Origin of the sequence: Pseudescherichia sp. AS216, from assembly GCF_037152055.1 — a bacterium.
GTDB lineage: Bacteria > Pseudomonadota > Gammaproteobacteria > Enterobacterales > Enterobacteriaceae > Pseudescherichia.
The window spans coordinates 492,823-516,369 of sequence record NZ_JBBCMV010000002.1; the positions used below are offsets into that span (position 1 = coordinate 492,823).

Here is a 23,547-nt window from a genome sequence, read left to right on the forward strand (position 1 = left end):
GTGAGCGGATCGAATGGCAAGCATCGCGATAAATTGATTAATTAGCTAAATATTGATCTATCACAGCGCCGGACAGGTAGCACGTTGTGTTAAAAATAGGTTTTCTATTTCACCCTATTGCTATTTCGCTACGTTGCCAGGGCAAACCATGGAAGCAGATCGGGATCAACAGCGGGCCGTAACGCGGCTGTGCATTCAGTGCGGCCTTCTTCTATTACAGCACGGCGCAGAGAGCGCGCTGGTGGAAGAGCTCTCTACCCGCCTTGGCCTCGCGCTGGGAATGGATGGTGTAGAGAGCGCCATCGCCGCGAACGCTATTGTGCTCACCACCATTCAGAACGGCCAGTGTTTGACCTCAACGCGTAAAAACAGCGATCGCGGCATCAATATGCACGTGGTCACTGAGGTGCAGCACATCGTCATTATGACCGAACATAAGCTGCTGGATGAGAGAGGCGTCGAACGGCGCTTTAACCAGATCAAGCCGCTACGCTATTCACGCTGGCTGGTCACGCTGGCAGTGGGCCTCTCCTGCGCCTGCTTCTGCAAACTGAATAACGGCGGCTGGGATGGCGCAGCCATCACCTTCTGTGCCAGCAGCGTCGCCATGTATGTACGTCTGACGCTAGCCCAGCGGCATCTGCATCCGCAGATCAACTTCTGCCTGACGGCCTTTGTGGCTACCACCGTCTCGGGGCTGATGCTTACCCTGCCCGCCTTCTTACAGACGTCAACGGTAGCGATGGCGGCCAGCGTCCTGCTGCTGGTTCCCGGCTTTCCGCTCATTAATGCCGTTGCCGACATGTTTAAAGGTCATATCAACACCGGACTGGCACGCTGGGCCATTGCCAGCCTGCTGACGTTGGCGACCTGTATCGGGGTGGTGATGGCCATGACGCTATGGGGGCTACGCGGATGGGTATGATTGATTTTCTACTGGCGCTGGCGCAGGACATGATCCTCTCTGCGATTCCTGCCGTTGGCTTTGCCATGGTGTTCAACGTGCCGCAGCGTGCTCTGCCCTGGTGCGCCCTGCTGGGTGCCATCGGCCACGGCGCGCGAATGGTGATGATGACCAGCGGCATCAACGTTGAATGGTCGACCTTTATCGCTGCCATGCTGGTTGGCTGCATCGGTATCCGCTGGTCACGCTGGTATCTTGCCCACCCTAAAGTCTTTACCGTCGCGGCGGTGATCCCGATGTTTCCGGGGATCTCGGCCTATACGGCGATGATCTCCGCAGTGAAGATAGGCCATCTGGGCTACAGCGAAACGCTGATGATCCTGCTGCTGACCAACTTTCTCAAGGCAACCTCCATTGTCGCAGCGCTCTCTGTCGGCCTGTCAGTACCTGGACTGTGGATCTACCGTAAGCGCCCCCGCGTTTGAGGTTTGTGTTCTGCCTGCGCCCTGGTAATAATCCCTGTTCCTGTTGCGGCCAAAAAGAGGCGGATGTGAAGCACGAAGGCGTTTATTTACCGGAGAAACTGGACGAGTCTAGCCTGAAAGACAAAATCTTCACCAGTGCCATTGCGCTATTTGCCGAGTATGGCCTGAACGGCGCGCGTATGGAGCAGATCGCCGAAAAGGCGGGCACCACCAAGCGGATGGTGGTTTACCACTTTAAGACCAAAGAGACCCTCTATCTGCAGGTGCTTGAGTATGTTTATACCCAGATCCGCGCCAGCGAAACGCGCCTTAACCTAACGCGCTTGCCGCCGGTAGAGGCGATGGTTGAGCTGGTAGAGAGCACCTTTGATTATCATGCTGCGCATCCCGATTTTATTCGCATTATCTGTATGGAGAACATGCAGCGCGGACGCTACATGCAGCAGTCGGCGTATCTGCGCAAGGTAAACCGCAGCGCGCTGATCCTGCTGGAGGATATCTTACAGCGCGGCCAGCAAAAGCAGCTTTTCAGCCGCAGCGTGAATGCCCGCGACGTGCACCGTCTGATGAGCAGCTTCAGCTTCCACTACGTGGCGAACAGCTACACCTTTACGCTGCTGTTTGAAGAGGGAGCGGACAGCCAGGCCCAGCAGGCGTACTACCGCGCGATGGCAGTGCAGGTGGTGCTGCGCTATGTCTGCCCGTGATGGATTTGCCTTGCCACAAAAATATAACTTGCAATTAAATCGTGTGCTATCTATATTCTTTTCATGAAGACGAAATCGACGGCTCCGGCGGATGCGCCGCTGGCCCTGAATAACCAGCTCTGCTTTGCGCTCTACTCCGCAAACCTGGCGCTGAATAAACTCTATCGGCAGCTCTTAGCGCCGCTAGGCCTCACCTACCCGCAGTATTTGGTGATGCTGGTATTGTGGGAGCGGGACGACATTACCGTGTCAGAGATTGGCGAGCAGCTGTTTCTCGACTCTGCCACCCTGACGCCGCTGCTGAAACGCCTGGAGAGCGCCGGGCTGATTGTTCGCCAGCGCTCACGTCAGGATGAACGCCAGGTCGCCGTCACGCTGACCGAATCGGGACGGGCGCTGCATGAGCAGGCGCTTACTATTCCAGAATCGGTACGCTGCGCCGCCGCTTGCGATACAGATTCACTGGCCGCCCTTCAGCACGAGCTGGAGACGCTGCGCCATCAGCTTCACCGCGCATAGCGCCGTCCCTGACGGCCTTATGTACAACATATAAATAGCGCACTATTTTATAGTGCATATAGTGATAACAGCGAAAATAAGGAACCTGCCATGTCTTTAGAAAAAGTAGTCTACACCGCAAAAGCCAAAGCAACCGGTGGCCGTGACGGCCGTGCGACCTCCTCTGACGGCGTGCTGGACGTGCAGCTGGGCGTACCGAAAGAGATGGGCGGCATGGGCGGCAACGTCACTAACCCAGAGCAGCTGTTTGCTGCGGGCTACTCCGCCTGCTTCCTTGGCGCAATGAAATTTGTTGCTGGCCGCGACAAAATCGCCATGCCGAAAGAGGCCTTTGTTGAAGGTGAAGTCGGCATCGGGCCGCTGCCAACCGGTTTTGGTATCGAAGCGAAGCTGAATATTCACCTGCCGGGTATGGATGCGGCCGAAGCGCAGAAGCTGGTCGACGCGGCGCATATCGTCTGCCCTTACTCCAACGCCACCCGCAACAACATCGATGTCACGCTGAACATTATCGCCTAATATGTTCGCAAGGCCGGGCGGCGCGACGCTTGCCTGGCCTATAAAAGCGCCCCCTCTCTGTGCTACTATGAGCACATATCACCCGCGGATCTTTCCGCTCTGTTTTTAGCTTGAGATAGCGCTATGTCTTCCAGAATCCTCTCCACCAATGTCATCGGTATCGACGCGTTTATGCACGATCACGCCCGCGTCCTGACCCAGTCCCGTGAGGGGATGGTGGCCGTTTTTGCGGATAACGCCCCGGCGTTTTATGCCCTGACGCCCGCGCGTCTGGCGCAGCTGCTGGAACTGGAAGCCCGACTGCAGCGCCCGGCCAGCGATATCGCCCTCGATCAGCAGTTTTTTAGCGAGCCGACCGAGACGCCGCCCAGCGTGCCGATGGGAAAATTCGCCATGTACGCAGGCTGGCAGCCGGATCCCGATTTTCAGCGCCTGGCCGCGCTGTGGGGCATTGCCCTGAACCAGCCCGTGACCCATGAAGAGCTGGCCTCGTTTGTCACCTACTGGCAGGCCGAAGGCAAGGTGTTTCACCATATGCAGTGGCAGCAGAAGCTGGCCCGCAGCGTGCAGATCGGCCGCGGTAGCCTGACAGGCAGCGTTAAGCGCGATATCAACGCGGTTTCCGAGCCGGATAACCAGGTCCCACCAGGTTTCAGAGGTTAATCATGAAAGACGTCGGCGAAATGATGAAGCGTTTGCAAAAGATGATGCCTGCCCACGTGAAACCGGCATTTACCACCGGTGAAGAGCTGCTGGCCTGGCAAAAAGAGCAGGGCGAGATCCGCTCCGCGTCGATTGCCCGGGAAAATCGGGCGATGAAGATGCAGCGTACCTTCAACCGCTCCGGCATCCGTCCTCTGCATCAGAACTGCTCTTTTGATAACTATAAGGTTGAAAACGAGGGGCAGATGAACGCCCTGAGCAAGGCGCGCCAGTACGTCGAGGAGTTTGACGGCAACATTGCCAGCTTTGTCTTCTCCGGCAAGCCCGGCACGGGAAAAAACCACCTTGCGGCGGCGATCTGCAACGAGCTGCTGCTGCGCGGTAAGTCGGTGTTGATCATTACCGTGGCCGACATCATGTCTGCGATGAAAGAGACCTTCAGCAGCCGGGAGACCAGCGAAGAGCAGCTGATCAACGATCTCAGCATGGTCGATCTGCTGGTGATCGACGAGATCGGCGTCCAGTCAGAGTCACGCTACGAGAAGGTGATCATCAACCAGATTGTCGATCGTCGCTCCTCCTCCAAGCGCCCAACCGGCATGCTGACCAACAACAACGTGGCGGACATGACCCGACTGCTTGGCGAACGGGTGATGGATCGCATGCGCCTCGGCAACAGCCTGTGGGTTAACTTTAACTGGGATAGCTACCGCAGCCGCGTCACCGGCAAAGAGTATTAAGAGCTTTCCTGGCGCGGTCTGGCGGGTCTCCCGGTATATACTGCCCTGGTCCATCCTAACGGGTTATGCCACATGAAATCAGCCAAACGTTTACTGTGCAGCGTCGCGATCGCGAGCGCCCTGCTCTCTTCCCTCTCTCACGCTGCCACCTGGCAGGAGCAGCTGAACAGCGCAGCGACCCAGCTGAGCCAGAACGCGGGTTCGGCCACGTCGACGCAGCAGAGCGGGACCTCGCTCTCTGCGCTTGGCGGCCTGCTGAATAGCGGTAACCAGGCGCTGAGCGCTGACACCATGAATAACGCCGCGGGCATCATGGGATACTGCGCCAAAAACAAGCTGGCCTCGGTGACCAGCGCAGAGAATATCAAAAGCCAGGTGCTGGAGAAGCTGGGCCTGAGCGCGCCGGAGCAGAAGGAAGATACTAACTTCCTTGAGGGCCTGCAGGGGATGCTCAACACCAAAGACGGTGAGCAGCTGAATCTGAATAATATCGGCAGCACGCCGCTGGCAGAGAAGGTGAAAACCAAGGCCTGCGACCTGGTGCTGAAGCAGGGTATGAACTTCCTCTCCTGATTATCACGCCTTAGCGCGTCTGCCCACCCTGCACGGCAGGCGCGTCTCCTTTACAAAATGAGACATCGCTCATAAAACCCCGCTCTCTAAACCTTTTCTTAATAGAATGTAGTGAGTGTGACGCTAGAATTGCAGCTATGTGAATTCGCCATTAAAGTGTTTTCCCTGCAACATTCGGCTGCTGCTATTGAGGATTGACCGTTGTCTGAACTTCTCTCTCTTGTGCTGTTTATTGCCTCAATAGCCATCTACTCTCTGAAGGCAGGCCGCAATACCTGGTGGTTTACCGCGATCCTTGCCGTACTGGGTTGCTTTGTGGTGCTTAATATTGCCCTCTACGCCAGCGACTACTTTACCGGCGACGGCATTAACGACGCGGTGCTCTACACCATTACCAACAGCCTGACCGGCGCGGGGGTGAGTAAGTATATTCTGCCCGGCGCAGCGCTGATCATCGGCCTGCTGGCACTCTTTTTTGCCCTCGGCTGGATCCTGCGCCGTCGCCGCCATCACCCGCTGCACGTCGGCTACAGCCTGCTGGCGCTGCTGCTGGCCCTGGGTTCGGTCGATGCCAGTCCGGCTTTTCGGCAGATTACCGAGCTGGTCAAGTCCCAGTCCCGGGCGGGGGACCCGGACTTCGCGGTCTGGTATAAAGAGCCCGCAAAAAGCATTCCGCAGCCGGCGCTCAACCTGGTCTATATCTACGGCGAGAGCCTGGAGCGTACCTACTTTGACAGCGCGGCCTTTCCTGGCCTGACGCCGGAGCTGGGCGCGCTGAAAGATGAGGGGCTGGATTTTACCCATACCGCGCAGCTGCCGGGCACCGACTACACCATTGCCGGGATGGTCGCCTCCCAGTGCGGCATTCCGCTGTTTGCACCCTTCGAGGGGAACGCCTCGGCCTCTATGTCGAGCTTCTTCCCGCACAATCTCTGCCTCGGCGATATCCTGAAGAACTCTGGCTACGAGAACCACTTCGTGCAGGGAGCAAACCTGCGCTTTGCCGGGAAAGATGTCTTTTTAAAATCCCACGGCTTTGACCATCTTATTGGTGCGGAGGAGCTGAAAGGCCGCGTTGCCGATCCGACCTACCGCAACGACTGGGGTTTCTACGATGACACCGTGCTGGACGAGGTGTGGCAGCAGTATCAGCAGCTCTCCCAGAGCGGCAAACGCTTCTCGCTGTTTGCCCTGACCGTTGATACCCATCATCCCGACGGCTTTGTCTCGCGCAGCTGCGAGCGGAAAAGCTACGCCATCGACGGTAAAGCGAACCAGTCCTTTAGCGCAGTCACCTGCAGCCAGCAGCATATCGCCGCGCTGATCAACAAGATCAAAGCCTCGCCGTGGTTTAAGGATACGGTGATTGTGGTCTCCTCCGATCATCTGGCGATGAACAACACCGCGTGGAAGTACCTCAGCAAGCAGGATCGTAACAACCTCTTCTTTGTGCTGCGCGGCGACCAGCCTGTCCAGGACGTCGTGGGCCTGAAACGCAATACCATGGATAACGGTGCCACCGTGCTGGATATCCTCGGCGGGGATAACTTCCTTGGCCTCGGACGCAGCAGCCTCTCGGGCCAGTCGCTCTCCCAGTCGTTCCTGAACATGAAAGAGAAGGTACTGGCGTGGAAGCCGGATATCATTCGCCTGTGGAACTTCCCCAAAGAGATGAAGGACTTCACCGTTGATCGCGACAAGGAGATGATTGCGTTTTCCGGCAGCCGTTTCCGCCTGCCGCTGCTGATTCGCGTCTCGGACCAGCGCGTAGAGCCGCTGCCAGAGAGCGAGTACTCTGCGCCGCTGCGCTTCCAGCTCGCCGACTTCGCGCCACGGGATAATTTTGTCTGGATCGACCGCTGCTACAAGATGGCCCAGATGTGGGCCCAGCAGCTGGCGCTCTCCACCGACTGGTGCGTCTCGCAGGGCCAGTTGGGCGGTCAACAAAGGGTACAGCACGTCGACAGCGCCCAGTGGCAAGGCAAAACCGCGTTTAAAGATACGATCATCGACACCGCCCGCTATCAGCGCAACGTGGATATGCTCAAGGTGGTGGATAATGACGTTCGCTACAAAGCAGACAGCTTTATCTTCAACGTGGCGGGCGCGCCGGAAGAGGTGAAGCAGTTCAGCGGCATCTCTCGCCCGGAGAGCTGGGGGCGCTGGTCCAACGCGCAGCTTGGTGAAGAGGTGAAGATTGAGTACAACGCGCCGCTGCCGGAGAATTTCGATCTGGTGATCACAGCTAAAGCCTATGGCCCGAACGCTAACAAACCGATCCCAGTGCGGATAGGTGATAGTGAGCAGATACTAACTTTAGGCAACGATGTCTCAACCACCACGCTGCGGTTCCATAACCCGTCGCACAGTAATACGCTGACTATTGTGCCGCCGGATCCGCAGTCCACCAACGAAGGGAATATTCTCGGCCACTCGCCGCGCAGATTGGGGATTGGGATGGTGGAGATTAAGGTAGTAAAAACCGAGGGCTAGCGGCCCCCGGTTGGGTAGGATCGTAACGCAGGCCGGGTAAGCGCAGCGCCACCCGGCGTTATGATTATGACAACTTAGAAGGTTTCCCAGTTATCGCCCGCGTCGGCAACGGCCGGTTTGCGGGTCGCCAGCGGCGCTGAGGCTTTGGCGATGATAGCCTGGTCACGGGCCTCTTTACGCTGATCCTGCATAATGCGGAACACCGCTACGGCCTGGGTCAGACGGCTCGCCTGCTCTTCCAGCGCCGCCGCGGCTGCGGCAGATTCCTGTACCAGTGAGGCGTTCTGCTGGGTAACGCGATCCATCTCGGCCACCGCCAGACCCACCTGGTCGATACCGCGGCTCTGCTCGTCGGACGCAGAGGCGATTTCGCCCATGATGTCTGTTACGCGGGTTACCGCATTAACGATCTCGTCCATGGTCTCACCGGCGCTCTCAACCAGGGTTGAGCCCAGCTCTACGCGGCCTACGGAGTCTTCGATCAGGCTCTTAATTTCGCGAGCGGCCTGGGCGCTGCGCTGGGCCAGGTTACGTACTTCACCTGCCACCACCGCAAATCCACGACCCTGCTCACCGGCACGTGCCGCTTCTACCGCCGCGTTCAGTGCCAGAATGTTGGTCTGGAAAGCGATGCCGTCGATCACGCTGATGATGTCAGCGATTTTCTGCGAGCTGCCAGCGATGTCACGCATGGTCTGCACCACGTTATCCACCACTTTACCGCCCTTCTGCGCGGTCTCAGAGGCGCTAAGTGCCAGATGGCTCGCCTGACGGGCGTTTTCGGCGTTCTGCTTCACGGTCGCGGTCAGCTCTTCCATGCTGGCAGCGGTCTCTTCCAAAGAGGCAGCCTGCTGCTCGGTACGGGAGGAGAGATCGTTGTTGCCCATCGCGATTTCGCTTGCGCCGCTGTAGATCTCATTCGCACCGGTACGCACCGTACCCACGGTACGCATCAGCTCGCCCTGCATGTGACGCAGGCTTTCTGCCAGCTGGCCCATCTCGTTAGCACCGTGCACGTCGATCTTCTGCACCAGATCGCCACCGGCGATATGGCGGATGCTCTCCACCAGACGGTTGAGCGGAGAGATCAGCACGTTTTTGATGCCGAACCAGACGGCAACGATCACCGCCAGCACTGCCAGCAGCACGCCGATAATGATCCAGATAGCCATGCTGTAGGAGCTGTTGTTGTCCGCGACGGCGAGATCGTACAGCTGGTCATTCTGCTTCAGGAACTCGACGTACTCTTTCTCAAATCCATCCTGGTAACCCTGGGTTGGCTGGTCAAAGAACTCGTTGATTTTGCCTGCGCCCAGCAGCTGGATAAGTTCAGCCAGCGCACCGTGATAGATATCGTACTGGCGCTTGATCTCCTGGGTTACGGCTTCGTTCTGACGCGGATCGTGCGGCAGAGCCTGATACTCGTTCCAGCGCTGCTCCGCCTGTTTCAGGGAGGCGCTGGCAATCTGCATCAGCTCGGCGACGGTGGTGCCGCTGCCGATGTTGTTCTGATCCATCATGTAGCGGATCCCGGCACGGTTAAGCGTGTTACGGGTCTGCAGCAGGGCAACCCAGCTACCGTTAAGCGTGGACTGCTGCTCACGGATGGTTTGCAGAACGGTGAAGTTATCTTTGTCGTGTTTCAGCGCGCTGAAGAACAGTCCGCCGGAGGTGATTTGTAACAAGCCAAATAGTGCAAGGACCAGAAGTAAACTGGTCACAATTTTGATACGGTTTAACATGTTTTCTCATTCCTTTAGAGGGATAACAGTTTTTCGGCCTGGAACAGGAAAACTTTACCGAATAGTTGTGTGTTGCGTTGATCGCCATGCAACCTGTGCACGGCACATACGACCATTTTTCGGAGTGCTTTTTTTATTCGTCGTGGTTTAGACTTGAGCGATTAGTCAGCAAAGGAGATTGATGACATGGAAACAGTCACACATTCTACTTTTCTCAGAACGGCTTCTGTCTGCCAGCGTTTAGGGAAAAAATCAGCAGCTTTCATCATTGTTGCGTTGGCTGTTGTTGTCGGCTACATCAGCCTTTTTCGGGAAAGTGAAATCATGGCCGTCGATCGGGAATTAAACTTTGCTAATGTTGCGGTTAAACACTTTCCCCTTACTGACAATGGGAAGGTAGATTGGTGGCAAGACCATAAGCAGATTCTGAAGGAAAAGTTCAGCATCCCTGTTCCAGCTAAAAACGGAGACTGGTACATCAGCGTCTGGGATTATGGTGACGGATTTAAAGCAAAGCCAAATGGCGACATCAGAATTTTTAACGCTGACACCCAGGATATGCAGTGCTTCAATAACGATGACAGTAAATGCATAGATAAAGATTTACTGATGCGCATTGAAGGCAACAGGGATGGCAGTGTAGATATACAAGTAGGTGATAAAACGATAGCTGTTAAGTCATAAATGTATAAGGCCCCATTTGAACTGGGGTCTTACTAAGCAAAATCGACATCGGTCTGCGGTTTAGCCAGTGATCCACATCACACTCTTTTTCCTGTTCACGCCCCGTTAAAACCGCTTATCGCTCTCCTGCGACCGCTTACCCCTCACATTCAACCGCTCGGCCACTTATTGCCCGTTTTCTGCTCGCCGTTTGTCATGATCCTCAGGGAAAATTTATTAATTTAACGCCTCCTACTCCTGTAATCTTTTTCCTATAGCCAGGTCTGATATGGATAATAAAAAGCTACTCAAGCACGTACCCTGGATGATCCTCGGGATCATCGGTGCTTTCTGTCTGGCGGTTGTCGCCTTACGGCGGGGTGAAAACGTAAGCGCCCTGTGGATCGTTGTCGCATCGGTCTCCGTTTACCTCGTTGCTTATCGCTACTACAGCCTCTACATCGCGCAGAAGGTCATGAAGCTCGACCCGACCCGCGCCACCCCGGCAGTCATCAACAATGACGGCCTGAACTACGTGCCCACCAACCGTAACGTGCTGTTTGGTCACCACTTTGCCGCTATCGCCGGGGCGGGGCCGCTGGTCGGTCCGGTACTGGCCGCGCAGATGGGCTACCTGCCCGGTACACTCTGGCTGCTGGCGGGCGTAGTGCTGGCCGGTGCGGTACAGGACTTTATGGTGCTGTTTATCTCCTCCCGCCGTAACGGGGCCTCGCTCGGGGAGATGATCAAAGAGGAGATGGGTCCCGTGCCGGGCACTATCGCCCTCTTCGGCTGTTTCCTGATCATGATCATCATCCTCGCCGTGCTGGCGCTGATCGTCGTTAAGGCGCTGGCGGAAAGCCCGTGGGGCGTCTTCACCGTCTGCTCCACCGTGCCGATCGCGCTGTTTATGGGGATCTACATGCGATTCCTGCGCCCGGGCCGCGTGGGCGAAGTGTCGGTGATTGGTATCGTGCTGCTGGTGGCGTCTATCTACTTCGGCGGCGTGATTGCAGCCGACCCGTACTGGGGCCCGGCGCTGACCTTTAAAGACACCACCATCACCTTCACCCTGATTGGCTATGCGTTTGTCTCCGCCCTGCTGCCGGTATGGCTGATCCTCGCCCCGCGTGACTACCTGGCGACCTTCCTGAAGATCGGCGTTATCGTCGGCCTGGCGATTGGTATTGTGATCCTCAACCCTGAGCTGAAGATGCCAGCCATGACCCAGTATATTGATGGTACTGGTCCGCTGTGGAAAGGCGCGCTGTTCCCGTTCCTGTTTATCACCATCGCCTGTGGCGCCGTCTCCGGCTTCCACGCGCTGATCGCCTCTGGTACTACGCCGAAGCTGCTGGCCTGTGAAACCGACGCCCGCTTTATCGGCTACGGCGCGATGCTGATGGAGTCCTTCGTAGCGATTATGGCGCTGGTGGCGGCCTCGATTATCGAGCCGGGCCTCTACTTTGCCATGAACACCCCGCCTGCCGGTTTGGGTATCGTAATGCCGAACCTGCACGAGCTGGGCGGCGCGAACGCCCCGGCGATCATGGCTCAGCTGCAAGACGTTACTGCCCATGCGGCCGCTACGGTCAGCTCCTGGGGCTTTGTCATCACCCCAGAGCAGATCCTGCAAACCGCGAAGGATATCGGTGAGCCGTCCGTACTGAACCGCGCCGGCGGTGCGCCGACGCTGGCGGTCGGTATCGCCCACGTGTTCCACAAAATTCTGCCGTGGGCGGACATGGGCTTCTGGTACCACTTCGGCATTCTGTTCGAAGCGCTGTTTATCCTTACCGCGCTGGATGCCGGGACCCGCTCCGGACGCTTTATGCTTCAGGATCTGCTGGGTAACTTCGTGCCGTTCCTGAAGAAAACCGACTCTCTGGTCGCGGGTATTATCGGTACCGCAGGCTGCGTTGGCCTCTGGGGTTACCTGCTCTATCAGGGCGTGGTCGATCCGCTGGGCGGCGTGAAGAGCCTGTGGCCGCTGTTTGGCATCTCCAACCAGATGCTGGCCGCTGTGGCGCTGGTGCTGGGTACCGTGGTGCTGGTTAAGATGCAGCGTACTAAGTACATCTGGGTGACCGTGGTTCCAGCCGTTTGGCTGCTGATCTGCACCACCTGGGCACTGGGGCTGAAGCTGTTCAGCGACAACCCGCAGATGGAAGGCTTCTTCTACATGGCGAACCAGTACAAAGCACGTATTGCCGCCGGTAGCGAGCTGACCGCCCAGGAAGTGGCGAACATGAACCATATCGTGGTCAACAACTACACCAACGCCGGACTGAGCATCCTCTTCCTGGTGGTGGTCTACAGCATCATCTTCTACGGGTTCAAAACCTGGATGAAGGCCCGCAACAGCACGGCCCGTACGGATAAAGAGACGCCGTACGTGCCAGTGCCGGAAGGCGGCGTGAAGACCTCTTCACACCACTAATCGTTAACGTAGGCCCGGCAACCTTGCCGGGCTTTTTCAATATCAGGAACGCCACATGTTTGGTAACTTAGGTGAAGCAAAAAAGTATCTCGGCCAGGCCGCGAAAATGCTGATTGGAATTCCTGACTATGATAACTACGTCGATCATATGAAGACCAATCACCCGGATAAGCCCTACATGACCTATAACGAGTTCTTCCGCGAGCGACAGGAAGCACGCTACGGCAGCGGCGGAAGCAGCTGCTGTTAGGAGACACTATGACACCCATTGCAGTAACGCTTCTTACCGGTTTTCTTGGCGCAGGCAAAACGACCCTGCTGCGCCACATCCTCAACGAGCAGCACGGCTACAAAATTGCGGTCATTGAGAATGAGTTTGGCGAGGTCTCCGTTGACGATCAGCTGATTGGCGATCGTGCCACGCAGATCAAAACTCTGACTAACGGCTGCATCTGCTGCTCTCGCTCCAACGAGCTGGAGAGCGCCCTACTGGATCTGCTCGACGGCCTTGACCGGGGCGATATCGCCTTTGACCGGCTGGTGATCGAGTGCACCGGCATGGCCGACCCCGGCCCGATTATCCAGACTTTCTTCTCCCATGAAATCCTCTGCCAGCGCTACCTGCTGGACGGCGTCATTGCCCTGGTGGATGCGGTGCACGCCGACGGGCAGATGAACCAGTTTACTCTCGCCCAGTCGCAGGTAGGCTATGCCGATCGCATTCTGCTGACCAAAACCGACGTGGCGGGCAGCGCCGACGCCTTGCGCGAGCGGCTACAGCGCATCAACGCCCGGGCACCGATCTACACCGTCACCCACGGCGACATCGACCTGGCGCTGCTGTTTAACACCAACGGCTTTATGCTGGAGGAGAACGTCGTGCCGGCGACGCCGCGCTTCCACTTTATGGCGGAGAAGCAGAACGATATTTCGTCTATCGTCGTGGAGCTGGACTATCCGGTAGAGATTGGCGCGGTCTCCCGGGTGATGGAGAACCTGCTGCTCAGCTTTGCGGAAAGGCTGCTGCGCTACAAGGGCATGCTGTGGATCGACGGCGAACCCAACCGCCTGCTGTTTCAGGGCGTGCAGCGCCTCTACAGCGCCGACTGGGACCGCCCCTGGGACGACGAGCCGCCGCACAGCACGCTGGTGTTTATCGGCGTCCAGCTGCCGGAGGAGGAGATCCGAGCGGCCTTTGCTGAGTTAAAAACCCGGTGACCCGCGATATCCCGCAAACCTTCTGGCGCTCGCCGCTGCTGCCAGGGGTGGAGTTACGCTCCACCTGGCAGAGCCGCCAGGCATACAAGACGCATAGCCACGCTCAGCTGTCGATCGGTGCCATCGTCGAGGGGCAGACCCGCTGCGTCTGTAACGGCGAAACGTATCTGCTCTCGCCGGGGGATCTGATCGTCATTCCCGCACATGCTCCGCACAGCTGCAATCCGGTGGATGGGCAGCCTCGCAGTTATCATATGCTCTATATCGAAACGGATTGTCAGCCTGCGCTTCAGATTGTTCAGAGTGAATCCCTGTTCCGTCACTATCTGCAAGCCATTGAGAACCTCTCTTCTCACGCAGTCGAGGCCCTGCTCGCCGCGCTTCCCGCTGGATCCGTCCAGCCTGCAACGCTGCGCCCCAGCAGCCTGCAGCTGCAGGAAACGCTGCTTGAAAACCTGGTGGCTCCGCCTTCGCTGGATGCGCTGGCCCACCGCTTTTCCCTACGCAAAGAGACGCTGATCCGCACTTTTAAGCAGGATCTTGGCCTGACGCCCATCACCTTTCTCAATAGCGCCCGGATTGAGTTTGCCAAAACACGCCTGCGCGCCGGGGCGGATATTGCCGACGCTGGCTACCAGAGCGGCTTTGCCGATCAGAGCCACTTCCATAAGACCTTCGTCAGCTATACCGCCGCCACGCCGCGCCAGTACGCCACGGGCCGATCAATATCTGACAATAATTAATGCTCCGCGCGCCGTAGGATGGCCTCAGGTTTACTTTATGAGGTCGCTATGGAGTTGTTACACACCCTGTTTCCCGCTGCGTTTGCCATGCTGGCGCTGTCGCACTTTGTCGCCCTGCTCAGTCCCGGCCCGGATTTCTTTCTGCTGGCGGGCTACGCAATCCGCTACCGTCTGCGCGGCAGCCTTGGACTGTGCGTGGGCATCGCCGCGGGCAACGCCGTCTATATCGCGCTGGCAATTGTTGGCTGGAGTGAGCTGCGGCGCGCTCCCCTGCTGTTTTCCCTTATCGAAGTGGCCGGAGCGGCGTACCTGCTATGGATTGGCAGCCATCTTATTCGCAGCAGGCCGGGCAATCTGGCGCTACAAGGGGTCGATGCTGGTCGCCCGTCGCTGGTGAAGCAGGTGCTGATGGGGCTGGCTTCGGCGCTGCTCAACCCCAAAAACGCCCTCTTCTACCTGGCGTTGATGGCCTCGCTGCTGGGGCCCAACGTTACGCTGCTCCAGCAGTCGGTAAGCGGCATCTGGATGGTCATGGTGGTGCTGATGTGGGATCTGCTGGTGGTGATGCTGATTGGTTTGCCGCCGGTGCAAAAACGCCTCTCGGCGGCGGTGGTCGTTATCGAGCGGATCGCCGGTGCGGTGCTGATGGGGTTTGGGCTATGGATTTTAGCAACGTGTTTTTTTGCCGGCCCCTAGGCTCGGCAAGCGTGGCGTTGACTATGAGGTATTTTCAGCAATAAGTGAAATCGATGCGGAACAGCTGCTGTAGCACGGTCCGGCCTCGCTCAGTGACCGTCAGCTCACGGTAGCCGGGAGCCTGACTCAGCCAGCGCTTTTCAAGAAACAGCGCCAGCAGGGCTGCGCCAGCGTCGCCGCCAAGATGATACCGCCGCTCGCTCCAGTCCAGACAGGGACAGCAGGCCTTGCGCCGCGGGCGAGGATTGAGCTTTACGCCCAAGCCCAGGAGCTGCTCTCGCCCCTCTGGCGTTAGCGTATCGCCGTCCGTGGTAAGCCACTGCGCCTCAACCATAAAGGCATAGACGCCTACGGCCACCTCACCGGCGAGGTGATCGTAGCAGGTGCGGGCATGGCGCAGACGTAAGGGAGTACTGGAAGCGCGTGCTGGCTGGGCACGCATAGAGACGCCCATCAAGTTCTCGATAAGCCCGGCTATTTCACGATTTTCCAGGCTGTAATATCTGTGCCGTCCCTGGGAGAGACAGCGGATCAGGCCGCTACCGAGCAGCTTTGTCAGATGCCCGCTGGCGGTAGAGGGGGCAATGTCCGCCACTACGCTCAGCTCGGTAGCCGTCCATGCCCGCCCGTCCATCAGCGCGCAGAGCATGCTGACCCGGGACGGATCGGCGAGGGCAGCGGCAACCGCTGACATGGCCTGTTCGAGCACCCCATCAGGATGCTCGTCGTACTGCTTACGGGTGAGGCTCATTCACGTCCCATTTTATCGTTACCGCTGCGGCCCGCGCGTTATCATCGGTTAGGAGGATCAGCCGGTTACTGTGATCGCTGTACTGAACCAGAATATTAACGCCGCTACGGGCAATTGCATCAGCAATTTCACCCAGCTCGCCCGGACGCGCCTGGCGTAGCTTTCTAATCAGGGGCGGGCTAACGTTTTTGACATCAAATCCGGCATCGGTCAGCACCCGGCGGGCGGCGAAGTGTGGCTGCGGCGCACGATGCTACTCCACTTCCCCGCGCCCCAGCCCAATATCTTTTAGCTGCGCATTGCTCATTTTTTGTAGGGTACGCTGCGCCTGGCTCCGCAGATGCCATTTTTTGATTGCTCGCCAGAGGATGGCGAAGCCGATAAAGGGTCTTTTACCTCTGTTTTCATGAAATTCCATTCTGTGTCTCCTCTCGCTGGCTGAGACACTATCTTCATGGATTTCGGGTAGAACAATACAGACTCACAAAACGATTTTGTTTTCCATACAGATGCGCTAAAACGGTATCTGCACAGCGAAACCAGCGCGTATCTGTACTGGTTTTTTTATCTGTATGGCAAAAAGGAAAGATACAGCATGGCACGTTACCAACGTCTGGCAGAGCTCTTAGCCGAGCGTATTGAGCAAGGCCTGTATCGTCATGGCGAAAAACTCCCGTCGGTTCGCAGCCTGAGCCAGGAGCATGGGGTGAGCATCAGTACCGTTCAGCAGGCATATCAAACCCTGGAAACACGGCAGCTTATTACCCCGCAGCCGCGCTCCGGCTATTTTGTTGCCCCGCGTAAGGTTCAGCCCCCCGTGCCGCATATGTCGCGTCCGGTACAGCGTCCAGTTGAGATCACCCAGTGGGATCAGGTGATCGATATGTTAAAGGGGCACAGGGATAAAGAGATTACTCCCTTCAGCAGCGGCGCGCCCGACATTGAGCAGCCCAGCCTGCAACCGCTCTGGCGCGAGCTAAAACGCCTGGTGCAGCATAATCTCAATGAGGTGCTTGGCTATGACTCCCTCACCGGTCGTCAGGAGCTACGGGAGCAGATTGCCCGCCTGATGTTAGACGGTGGCTCGGTGGTGAGCGCGGAGGATATTATCGTCACCAGCGGCAGCCAGAGCGGATTATCACTGGCCCTGCTGGCAGTATGCCAGCCTGGGGATATTATCGCCGTCGAGTCGCCCGCCTACTACGGCACCATGCAGCTTCTACGGAGCCTCAACGTTAAGGTCATTGAGATCCCGACCGATCCAGAAACGGGCATGAGCATTGAGGCGCTGGAGCTGGCGCTTGCCCAGTGGCCGGTCAAGGGGGTCATTACCGTGCCGAACTGTAATAATCCTTTGGGGTTTATTATGCCGGACGCGCGTAAACGGGCGCTCCTTGCCCTTGCCCAGAGCCATGACATCGTGATTTTTGAAGATGACGTCTATGGCGAACTGGCGACTGAGTACCCCCGTCCACGGACAATCCACTCCTGGGACATTGATGGCCGGGTCATGCTGTGCAGCTCGTTTACCAAAACCGTTGCGCCAGGCCTGCGCGTGGGCTGGATTGTGCCTGGCCGCTACCACGATCGTTTTTTGCAGATGAAGTATGCCGTGCTGGGTAGCAATGTGCCCGTGACCCAGCTGGCAGCGGCACACTTTATCAAAGAGGGGCATTACCATCGTCATATCAGACGGATGCGCCACCTTTACCAGCGTAACATGGCGATCTATACCTGCTGGGTACGGGAATATTTTCCGGAAGGGGTCTGTATCACCCGCCCGAAAGGTGGATTCATGCTATGGGTTGAGCTGCCCGAGCAGGTCGACATGGTCTGCGTGGCGCAACAGCTATGCCGACTGAAAATCCAGGTCGCACCAGGATCGCTATTTTCGGCATCAGGGAAGTATCGCAACTGCGTGCGAATTAACTGCGCATTACCGCCAAACGAGAAGCATCATGCGGTAATGGAAAAACTGGGCAATGCGATAAAAGTAGCAATGGAATAACCCCCTCCCTGGCAGGAGGGGGCGGGAGTCACTTATTTACTGACCACGACCAACTTCTGGTTCACGAACTCTTTGATCCCCAGATCTGACAGCTCGCGGCCAAAGCCGGAGCGCTTAACGCCGCCGAACGGCAGTTCCGGAGCGGTATCGGTCAGGGAGTTGATGTAAACCATCCCGGTCTCGATACGTGACGCCAGGGCTTTTGCCCGGTCGATATTCTGGCTGAAGATAGCGCCGCCCAGCCCGTAGTGTGAGTCGTTGGCCAGCTGCACCACCTCGTCGTCATCTTTGACCACATAAATCTGCGCCACCGGGCCAAAGAACTCTTCGAAATAAGCCGGATTGTCGCGAGTGATGTGGGTCAGGATCGTCGGCTCAAAGAAGTTGCCTTCGCGCTCAACGGGCTTACCGCCAAAGTGCAGCGTCGCACCGTTTTTCACCGCCTCGTTAACCTGTTTGGTCAGGGTTTCCAGCGCGTCCTTCGACGACAGCGGGCCTAAGGTAGTGGACTCATCCATCGGGTCGCCAATCTTCACCTGGCGGAAGGCGGCGGTGTATTTCTCAAGGAACTTATCGGCAATCGACTCCTGCACAATAAAACGCTTCGCGGCGGTACAAACCTGCCCTGCGTTTTGCAGACGCGCAGTGACGCCTACCTCAACGGCCTTATCCAGATCGCTGTCGTCCAGCACCACAAATACGTCGTTGCCGCCCAGCTCAAGGGTCGCTTTTTTCAGTTTTTTGGCCGCCTGCGCCGCTACCGCGCTGCCTGCGGTTTCAGAGCCGGTCAGCGCCACGCCCTGAACGCGATCGTCGGCAATGATATTGGACACCTGGTCCGAAGAGATAAACAGGTTAGTGTAAGCCCCCTCCGGCGCACCTGCATCCCGTACCAGCTGCTCGAAGATCTCCGCACAGTGCGGCACAATGCTCGCATGTTTAACGATAATCGGGTTACCGGCGGCCAGGTTCGGAGCCAGAACGCGCATCAGCTGATAGTAAGGGAAGTTCCACGGCTCAACCGCCATCAACACGCCGATGGGATGATGCTCAACCCAGGCGTCGCCCAGATCGGAGTTGTATTTCACCGGCGCAAGGAAGGTGCTGGCATTGTCGGCGTAGTAGCGCGCAATGCTCGCACAGAGTTTGACTTCGCCGCGGCTCTGCTCGATCAGTTTGCCCATCTCCTGGGTGGCAATTTTCGCCAGCTCCTCGGAACGCTCCTCCAGCAGATTGGCAAGCTTAAGCAGCACTGGTAGACGCTTCTCGATATCGCCCTTTGACCATGAGGAGTGGTATAGCGCATCCGCTTTTGTCAGCGCCGCCTCGATATCCGCATCAGTATGGGACGGATACTCTTTAACAAGCTGATTTGTGGATGGATTCACTGTCTGATAGGCCATCTCAAATACCTCCTGGTTAGCAGTAAAAGATGCTGATAAGGATAATAAGGGTAGTTGAGATGCGTGATGGTGCATGGATTATCCGGCATAAACAGACGGTTCTGAATGCTCTACAAAGCAGAGAATAGCCCAGCGTTTGCACGATAGTACGTTCAGCTTCTACGCTTAAACGCATGGATAAAATCACTGGCTATTCATCACGACAAGGCATCGGGGGCAATCATGAGTGAAGCGACTATTCGTGGTATGGACCATATCGGCATTACCGTACCGGACATCAAGCAGGCAACCACCTTCTTCTGTGCCGCCCTGGGTGCAGAGCTGCTCTATGAGTCTGTCTCTATTGGTCAGGAGATTGATCAGGACGCCCAGCAGCACACGCTGCGTCTTGCTCCGGGCACCCAGGTGAAAGCGGTCAGGATGCTGAAACTGCACAACGGTCCGGGCATTGAGCTGTTTGAGATGCAGGGGCCGGATCAGGATCGCCCCCAGCGGGCCAGCGATTATGGCCTGCAACATTTTGCGGTCTATACCGATAATATCGAGCAGGCAACGCAGCGCTTCGAGGAGGCTGGCGGCAAGATGTTCACCGAGCCCAAGCCGCTTACCTTCCCCACCGAGTATGGCGACGGCAATCAGTTCTGCTACGGCAGCACGCCCTGGGGCGGCATCGTAGAGTTTATCTCCCGTCCCTCGCCGATGCCCTACGAGAAAGAGACTGCCTCACGGCGCTGGAAACCCTGATCGGGATTTCTATTTAGTCGTCAGGGATCTATGATGAGTAGATGGATAAATTAGCCGAACTTAAACGCGCCAAGCGCCTGGCCCTGTCGCTGCTGCTGATCGCTGCGGCGACCTTTGCTGCCACCCTTTTTCTGCCGCCCACCCGTCTGGTAGGTGCAGTGAAGGCCGTCGCCGAAGCGGCAATGGTCGGCGCGCTGGCCGACTGGTTTGCGGTGGTGGCGCTGTTTCGCCGCGTGCCGCTGCCCTTCATCTCTCGCCATACGGCGATCATTCCCCGAAATCAGGAGCGGATCGGCGACAATCTTGGCATTTTTGTGCAGGAGAAGTTTCTTGATACCCAGTCGCTGATCGCGCTGATTCGCCGTCACGAGCCCGCGTTGATGATCGGCACCTGGTTCAGCCAGCCGGATAACGCCCGCCGGGTGGGTCAGCACCTGTTGCAGGTGATGAGCGGCTTTCTCGATCTTACCGACGATGCCCGCATCCAGAACTTGCTCAAGCGCGCCGTGCACAAGGCGATCGACAAGGTCGATCTCTCTGGCACCACCGCGCTGGTGCTGGAGAGCCTGACTAAAAACAACCGTCATCAGGTGCTACTGGACTCGCTGATCGCCCAGCTGTTGACGCTGATCCAGCGCCAGAGCACCCGCGACTTTATTGCCCACCATATTGTGCGCTGGCTGAAGACCGAGCATCCCCGTAAGGCGATGCTGCTGCCTACCGAGTGGCTGGGAGAGCAGAGCGCGGAGATGGTCTCCAGCGCGGTGAACTCCCTGCTGGATGACATTAGTCACGACCAGGGCCACCAGATCCGTCAGGCCTTTGACAAAGCCACCCTGAAGCTTATCGAACGGCTGAAGAACGATCCAGAGATGGCCGCCCGCGCCGAGAGCACCAAGACCTACCTGAAAGAGGACGAAGCGTTTAACCGCTATCTGGGTGAGCTGTGGGGAGATCTGCGCAACTGGCTGAAGGCCGATATGGAGAGTGAAAACTCAAAAGTGCAGCTGCGCATCGCCGAGGCCGGACAGTGGTTTGGCGAAACGCTGGTAGCGGACGACGCCCTGCGCGCCTCGTTTAATCAGCACCTTGAGCAGGCCGCCCGCAGCGTGGCCCCGGAGTTTGCCCAGTTCCTCACCCGTCACATCAGCGATACGGTCAAGAGCTGGGATGCAAAAGAGATGTCGCAGCAGATCGAGCTCAACATCGGCAAAGATCTGCAGTTTATCCGCGTCAACGGCACGCTGGTGGGCGGTACCATTGGACTGATCCTGTGGCTCCTGTCGCAGCTGCCGGGGCTATTGGCTGCCTGATTAAGCCGGCGGCGGTATCACGTAGCGCGTTGCCGCGAAGCGGTTGAGCAGTATGTGGACCAGGAATACCAGCGTCAGAGTAATGAACAGCGACACGGTGACCGAGACGATACGGTAGAGATCGCTGAACACCAGGTCCTGATTAGGGTGCATATTCTGGCCGAACATGATCCCAAGGGTGGTGATGCTGGCAAAGCCCACGCCCGCCCCCACCTTCTCCATGGTATGCAGTCGCGCACCAATCCCCAGACCGAGACAGATCAGCGGCATCATCAGCAGCATATGGCTGCTGTGATCGTAGAGCACCAGCTGGATCAGCAGAATATAGACGCACCCCAGCACCACGCCCGCGATTCGCCATATTGAGCTGAGTACCGCGCCACGATAGCTCATCGGGAAGAGGCTGAGCACGCCCGCCATCAGCGCCGACAGCGAGTCGCTGAGGTTACACACCTGGAAAACGATAAAGATCACCGTTGCCACGGTCCCGGAGAGCAGAGACTCATGACGGATGCGGGCAGCGTCTTTCTCGATAACCGGCGGGCGCATACGCGGCTCGACGTCCGGGATCAGGTAGTGCAGCAGTGCGCTCAGACAGACCGCCATCACGCAGGCCTCAATATTCGAGAAGAACAGCACGTGCCAGTCGTTAGTGGGATAGCTCATAAAGTTGAGCATCGTGCTCTGGCACACCACGCCCATCGAACCGAAGAGAAACAGCGGCCCCTGGCTCATAAAGCGAAAGCGCACCACGTACAGGGCAAAGACCACCAGCGTCATGATCACCGGCCACTGCGACAGAAAGCCGATGATCAGCACCATCTCAATGCAGTTGATGACCGAGCTGAAGATAAACTGCCTCGCCACGTGGCCATTGAAGACCGGCACCAGCGACATCAGCATCAGCGGATAGACCACAAAGAAGACGCCGTACTGAACGTTGTAGAAGCTCGAAATGCTCAGGGCCAGCGTCCCTGCCAGCGCAATACGCAGCGTCTGGCGGAAATCGTTCGCCGAGTAGACGACCTTATCGTGAGGCGAAAAAACGCGGGCCAGCGTACTAATAGACATAATGCAGCAAACTAACCAGGTGGATTTGCAGGCCGGAGAAGAAATGGGCAAACGGCCCTTCGCTGTTGTAGAGCTGAACGGTGGCGCGCGCGCCGGTCGGCAGCGGCTGCGCCAGCGGCTCATCCAGCACCACGTGGATACGCATTCGCTGAGCATCGCGCACCCAGCGGTTAGAGGTTTCCGGCTGGGATAGCTCGCCGTTCACTGCCTCCTGGCCCGCCAGGATCCCAGCGTCGCGGGAGGTAACCCGGGCATGGAACACCTGCCCCGGCAGCGCATCAAAGACCACCGCGGCATCCGTCCCCGGTTTCGTATGACGCAGGCTCTTCTCACGGAAGTCGGCCACGATATCGGTGTTATTGCTCACCAGCGCCAGCGCTGCCGATCCGGCAGAGGCGTACCAGCCGGGGCTAAGCTGCAGGTTGCTGATGGTGCCATCCGCTTCAGCGCGGATCTGCGTCCAGCCAAGGTTAAGCTGCGCCTCTTCCAGCGCGTTCTGGTACTTCTGCAGGGTAACGTTATGGCCATCGTCCCGATCGCCGCGCTGAATGTGCAGCGCGCGGATGTTTGCCTGTAGGTTACTGACCGCCTGCTCGCTGGACTGCCACGCGGTGCGAACCTTATCGAGATCCTGCTGGGAGACGTTCTGCGTGGTGCTCAGACGCTGATAGCGATCGAAGGTGGACTTGTCGTTACGGGCGGTAAGCTGGGCGCTGGTCAGGCTCGCCTGCGAGGCGGCAATCTGCGCATCCAGCTGCTGGTTTGTCAGATGCGCCTGCCGCAGCGCAATCTGCGCCGCCTCGACGCGGTTGATAAACGGCGTGCGGTCGAGCTCAAACAGCAGATCGCCCTTCTTCACCTGGCTATTGTTATGCACATAAACTTGGGCGACATAGCCCGAAACGCGGGCGGAAACGGGCGATACCACGCGCATCACGGTGGAGTCCGGCGTCAGCGGGATCCAGATATCCGCAACGATAAAATAGACAAACATCAGCAGGAAAGAGGCAATACTGACCCTTACCCAGCGGGCGAATTTTTGTTCAGGCGTCATCATAATTATTATGTCTTACGGTGTTAGTGCAGGTGATGCAGCGGCGCACCAGGCATGCCAGCGGCGTCGGTTGACAAAAGCGGGGTAAGCTAATGCTT

General features: G+C 57.6%; 24 protein-coding genes and 1 pseudogene. 18 read left to right on the forward strand and 7 right to left on the reverse strand.

Features of this window, described 5'->3' with window-relative positions; all coding sequences use genetic code 11:
- Window positions 1–148: 148 nt before the first annotated feature.
- The 9 genes from WFN61_RS07915 to opgB all read left to right on the forward strand — a co-directional run bounded on the left by WFN61_RS07915 (window position 149) and on the right by opgB (window position 7,603).
- Window positions 149–925, forward strand: a complete 777-nt coding sequence (locus WFN61_RS07915; protein WP_144816328.1) for a threonine/serine ThrE exporter family protein — start codon at window positions 149–151, stop codon at window positions 923–925.
- Entirely contained in the window at window positions 916–1,389 is a 474-nt protein-coding gene (locus WFN61_RS07920; protein WP_144816330.1) for a threonine/serine exporter, read from the forward strand. Before WFN61_RS07915 ends, WFN61_RS07920 begins: the two co-directional genes overlap by 10 nt.
- A 65-nt stretch (window positions 1,390–1,454) precedes the next feature.
- Window positions 1,455–2,096, forward strand: a complete 642-nt coding sequence (locus WFN61_RS07925; protein ID WP_144816332.1) for a TetR family transcriptional regulator — start codon at window positions 1,455–1,457, stop codon at window positions 2,094–2,096.
- 63 nt (window positions 2,097–2,159) lie between these two features.
- Window positions 2,160–2,615 carry a MarR family winged helix-turn-helix transcriptional regulator gene (locus tag WFN61_RS07930; RefSeq protein WP_144816335.1) on the forward strand — a complete coding sequence of 152 codons (456 nt, stop codon included), beginning with the start codon at window positions 2,160–2,162 and terminating at the stop codon, window positions 2,613–2,615.
- A 90-nt stretch (window positions 2,616–2,705) separates the two neighbouring features.
- Window positions 2,706–3,134 carry an organic hydroperoxide resistance protein gene (locus WFN61_RS07935; RefSeq protein WP_042388279.1) on the forward strand — a complete coding sequence of 143 codons (429 nt, stop codon included), beginning with the start codon at window positions 2,706–2,708 and terminating at the stop codon, window positions 3,132–3,134.
- Between the two features lie 123 nt (window positions 3,135–3,257).
- The gene (dnaT, locus tag WFN61_RS07940; RefSeq protein WP_337038474.1) at window positions 3,258–3,797 is read left to right on the forward strand and encodes a primosomal protein DnaT; all 540 of its coding nucleotides are present in this window, start codon (window positions 3,258–3,260) and stop codon (window positions 3,795–3,797) included.
- Between the two features lie 2 nt (window positions 3,798–3,799).
- The gene (gene dnaC, locus WFN61_RS07945; protein WP_144816340.1) at window positions 3,800–4,537 is read left to right on the forward strand and encodes a DNA replication protein DnaC; all 738 of its coding nucleotides are present in this window, start codon (window positions 3,800–3,802) and stop codon (window positions 4,535–4,537) included.
- 72 nt (window positions 4,538–4,609) lie between these two features.
- Window positions 4,610–5,110 (forward strand): DUF2501 domain-containing protein, encoded by a 501-nt coding sequence (locus WFN61_RS07950; protein ID WP_257758531.1) that lies wholly within the window; start codon window positions 4,610–4,612, stop codon window positions 5,108–5,110.
- A gap of 201 nt (window positions 5,111–5,311) precedes the next feature.
- Complete coding sequence (gene opgB, locus WFN61_RS07955; protein WP_337038476.1) at window positions 5,312–7,603, forward strand: phosphatidylglycerol--membrane-oligosaccharide glycerophosphotransferase; 2,292 nt, start codon at window positions 5,312–5,314, stop codon at window positions 7,601–7,603.
- A 74-nt stretch (window positions 7,604–7,677) separates the two neighbouring features.
- Here opgB and tsr read toward each other — a convergent pair whose 3' ends face one another.
- Window positions 7,678–9,345 (reverse strand): methyl-accepting chemotaxis protein, encoded by a 1,668-nt coding sequence (gene tsr / locus WFN61_RS07960; protein ID WP_257758533.1) that lies wholly within the window; start codon window positions 9,343–9,345, stop codon window positions 7,678–7,680.
- Between the two features lie 186 nt (window positions 9,346–9,531).
- Between tsr and WFN61_RS07965 the strand changes: the two genes are divergently transcribed.
- The 6 genes from WFN61_RS07965 to WFN61_RS07990 all read left to right on the forward strand — a co-directional run bounded on the left by WFN61_RS07965 (window position 9,532) and on the right by WFN61_RS07990 (window position 15,105).
- Window positions 9,532–10,029 carry a DUF943 family protein gene (locus WFN61_RS07965; RefSeq protein WP_337038478.1) on the forward strand — a complete coding sequence of 166 codons (498 nt, stop codon included), beginning with the start codon at window positions 9,532–9,534 and terminating at the stop codon, window positions 10,027–10,029.
- A 268-nt stretch (window positions 10,030–10,297) separates the two neighbouring features.
- Window positions 10,298–12,448 (forward strand): carbon starvation CstA family protein, encoded by a 2,151-nt coding sequence (locus WFN61_RS07970; RefSeq protein WP_144816350.1) that lies wholly within the window; start codon window positions 10,298–10,300, stop codon window positions 12,446–12,448.
- A gap of 55 nt (window positions 12,449–12,503) precedes the next feature.
- Complete coding sequence (locus tag WFN61_RS07975; RefSeq protein ID WP_144816352.1) at window positions 12,504–12,698, forward strand: YbdD/YjiX family protein; 195 nt, start codon at window positions 12,504–12,506, stop codon at window positions 12,696–12,698.
- 8 nt (window positions 12,699–12,706) lie between these two features.
- Window positions 12,707–13,666: a GTPase gene (gene yjiA, locus WFN61_RS07980; protein WP_257758536.1), complete on the forward strand. Its 960-nt coding sequence runs from the start codon at window positions 12,707–12,709 to the stop codon at window positions 13,664–13,666.
- Complete coding sequence (locus tag WFN61_RS07985; protein ID WP_257758537.1) at window positions 13,663–14,409, forward strand: AraC family transcriptional regulator; 747 nt, start codon at window positions 13,663–13,665, stop codon at window positions 14,407–14,409. Before yjiA ends, WFN61_RS07985 begins: the two co-directional genes overlap by 4 nt.
- Before the next feature lie 48 nt (window positions 14,410–14,457).
- Window positions 14,458–15,105: a LysE family translocator gene (locus WFN61_RS07990; RefSeq protein WP_257758538.1), complete on the forward strand. Its 648-nt coding sequence runs from the start codon at window positions 14,458–14,460 to the stop codon at window positions 15,103–15,105.
- Window positions 15,106–15,139: 34 nt separating this feature from the next.
- Here the strand turns inward: WFN61_RS07990 and WFN61_RS07995 are convergent, their stop codons facing one another.
- From WFN61_RS07995 to WFN61_RS08005, 3 genes and pseudogenes are all read right to left on the reverse strand, one after another.
- Window positions 15,140–15,856 carry an ArsR/SmtB family transcription factor gene (locus tag WFN61_RS07995; protein WP_257758539.1) on the reverse strand — a complete coding sequence of 239 codons (717 nt, stop codon included), beginning with the start codon at window positions 15,854–15,856 and terminating at the stop codon, window positions 15,140–15,142.
- Window positions 15,840–16,082: pseudogene (locus tag WFN61_RS08000) on the reverse strand (amino acid-binding protein); the annotation flags it as partial. The gene WFN61_RS07995 and the pseudogene WFN61_RS08000, both read right to left, overlap by 17 nt.
- 27 nt (window positions 16,083–16,109) lie before the next feature.
- A complete protein-coding gene (locus WFN61_RS08005; protein WP_257758540.1) occupies window positions 16,110–16,274 on the reverse strand; it encodes a DUF1127 domain-containing protein in 165 nt (54 codons plus the stop codon).
- Between the two features lie 177 nt (window positions 16,275–16,451).
- Here WFN61_RS08005 and WFN61_RS08010 point away from each other — a divergent pair, with 177 nt between their 5' ends.
- Window positions 16,452–17,864 carry an aminotransferase-like domain-containing protein gene (locus WFN61_RS08010; RefSeq protein WP_144816369.1) on the forward strand — a complete coding sequence of 471 codons (1,413 nt, stop codon included), beginning with the start codon at window positions 16,452–16,454 and terminating at the stop codon, window positions 17,862–17,864.
- Between the two features lie 32 nt (window positions 17,865–17,896).
- Here WFN61_RS08010 and WFN61_RS08015 read toward each other — a convergent pair whose 3' ends face one another.
- Window positions 17,897–19,267: an NAD-dependent succinate-semialdehyde dehydrogenase gene (locus tag WFN61_RS08015; protein ID WP_257758541.1), complete on the reverse strand. Its 1,371-nt coding sequence runs from the start codon at window positions 19,265–19,267 to the stop codon at window positions 17,897–17,899.
- Window positions 19,268–19,489: 222 nt separating this feature from the next.
- Here WFN61_RS08015 and WFN61_RS08020 point away from each other — a divergent pair, with 222 nt between their 5' ends.
- Entirely contained in the window at window positions 19,490–20,011 is a 522-nt protein-coding gene (locus WFN61_RS08020) for a VOC family protein (RefSeq protein WP_257758542.1), read from the forward strand.
- Window positions 20,012–20,052: 41 nt separating this feature from the next.
- Window positions 20,053–21,324: a DUF445 domain-containing protein gene (locus WFN61_RS08025; RefSeq protein ID WP_257758543.1), complete on the forward strand. Its 1,272-nt coding sequence runs from the start codon at window positions 20,053–20,055 to the stop codon at window positions 21,322–21,324.
- On the opposite strand, the gene WFN61_RS08030 is transcribed toward WFN61_RS08025, so the two are convergent.
- Both WFN61_RS08030 and WFN61_RS08035 read right to left on the reverse strand, forming a co-directional pair.
- Window positions 21,325–22,395: a DUF2955 domain-containing protein gene (locus WFN61_RS08030; protein WP_144816378.1), complete on the reverse strand. Its 1,071-nt coding sequence runs from the start codon at window positions 22,393–22,395 to the stop codon at window positions 21,325–21,327. It lies immediately after the preceding gene.
- Entirely contained in the window at window positions 22,385–23,452 is a 1,068-nt protein-coding gene (locus WFN61_RS08035; RefSeq protein WP_257758544.1) for an HlyD family secretion protein, read from the reverse strand. The genes WFN61_RS08030 and WFN61_RS08035 overlap by 11 nt, the downstream gene beginning before the upstream one ends.
- Window positions 23,453–23,547: the final 95 nt, after the last annotated feature.

Bases quoted from the DNA above. Each gene is read 5' to 3' on its own strand.
- WFN61_RS07915 (WP_144816328.1), top strand. From the start codon at position 149: ATGGAAGCAGATCGGGATCAACAGCGGGCCGTAACGCGGCTGTGCATT.
- WFN61_RS07920 (WP_144816330.1), top strand. From the start codon at position 916: ATGGGTATGATTGATTTTCTACTGGCGCTGGCGCAGGACATGATCCTC.
- WFN61_RS07930 (WP_144816335.1), top strand. From the start codon at position 2,160: ATGAAGACGAAATCGACGGCTCCGGCGGATGCGCCGCTGGCCCTGAAT.
- WFN61_RS07935 (WP_042388279.1), top strand. From the start codon at position 2,706: ATGTCTTTAGAAAAAGTAGTCTACACCGCAAAAGCCAAAGCAACCGGT.
- dnaT (WP_337038474.1), top strand. From the start codon at position 3,258: ATGTCTTCCAGAATCCTCTCCACCAATGTCATCGGTATCGACGCGTTT.
- dnaC (WP_144816340.1), top strand. From the start codon at position 3,800: ATGAAAGACGTCGGCGAAATGATGAAGCGTTTGCAAAAGATGATGCCT.
- WFN61_RS07950 (WP_257758531.1), top strand. From the start codon at position 4,610: ATGAAATCAGCCAAACGTTTACTGTGCAGCGTCGCGATCGCGAGCGCC.
- tsr (WP_257758533.1), bottom strand. From the start codon at position 9,345: ATGTTAAACCGTATCAAAATTGTGACCAGTTTACTTCTGGTCCTTGCA.
- WFN61_RS07965 (WP_337038478.1), top strand. From the start codon at position 9,532: ATGGAAACAGTCACACATTCTACTTTTCTCAGAACGGCTTCTGTCTGC.
- WFN61_RS07970 (WP_144816350.1), top strand. From the start codon at position 10,298: ATGGATAATAAAAAGCTACTCAAGCACGTACCCTGGATGATCCTCGGG.
- WFN61_RS07975 (WP_144816352.1), top strand. From the start codon at position 12,504: ATGTTTGGTAACTTAGGTGAAGCAAAAAAGTATCTCGGCCAGGCCGCG.
- yjiA (WP_257758536.1), top strand. From the start codon at position 12,707: ATGACACCCATTGCAGTAACGCTTCTTACCGGTTTTCTTGGCGCAGGC.
- WFN61_RS07990 (WP_257758538.1), top strand. From the start codon at position 14,458: ATGGAGTTGTTACACACCCTGTTTCCCGCTGCGTTTGCCATGCTGGCG.
- WFN61_RS07995 (WP_257758539.1), bottom strand. From the start codon at position 15,856: ATGAGCCTCACCCGTAAGCAGTACGACGAGCATCCTGATGGGGTGCTC.
- WFN61_RS08005 (WP_257758540.1), bottom strand. From the start codon at position 16,274: ATGGAATTTCATGAAAACAGAGGTAAAAGACCCTTTATCGGCTTCGCC.
- WFN61_RS08010 (WP_144816369.1), top strand. From the start codon at position 16,452: ATGGCACGTTACCAACGTCTGGCAGAGCTCTTAGCCGAGCGTATTGAG.
- WFN61_RS08015 (WP_257758541.1), bottom strand. From the start codon at position 19,267: ATGGCCTATCAGACAGTGAATCCATCCACAAATCAGCTTGTTAAAGAG.
- WFN61_RS08020 (WP_257758542.1), top strand. From the start codon at position 19,490: ATGAGTGAAGCGACTATTCGTGGTATGGACCATATCGGCATTACCGTA.
- WFN61_RS08025 (WP_257758543.1), top strand. From the start codon at position 20,053: ATGGATAAATTAGCCGAACTTAAACGCGCCAAGCGCCTGGCCCTGTCG.
- WFN61_RS08030 (WP_144816378.1), bottom strand. From the start codon at position 22,395: ATGTCTATTAGTACGCTGGCCCGCGTTTTTTCGCCTCACGATAAGGTC.
- WFN61_RS08035 (WP_257758544.1), bottom strand. From the start codon at position 23,452: ATGATGACGCCTGAACAAAAATTCGCCCGCTGGGTAAGGGTCAGTATT.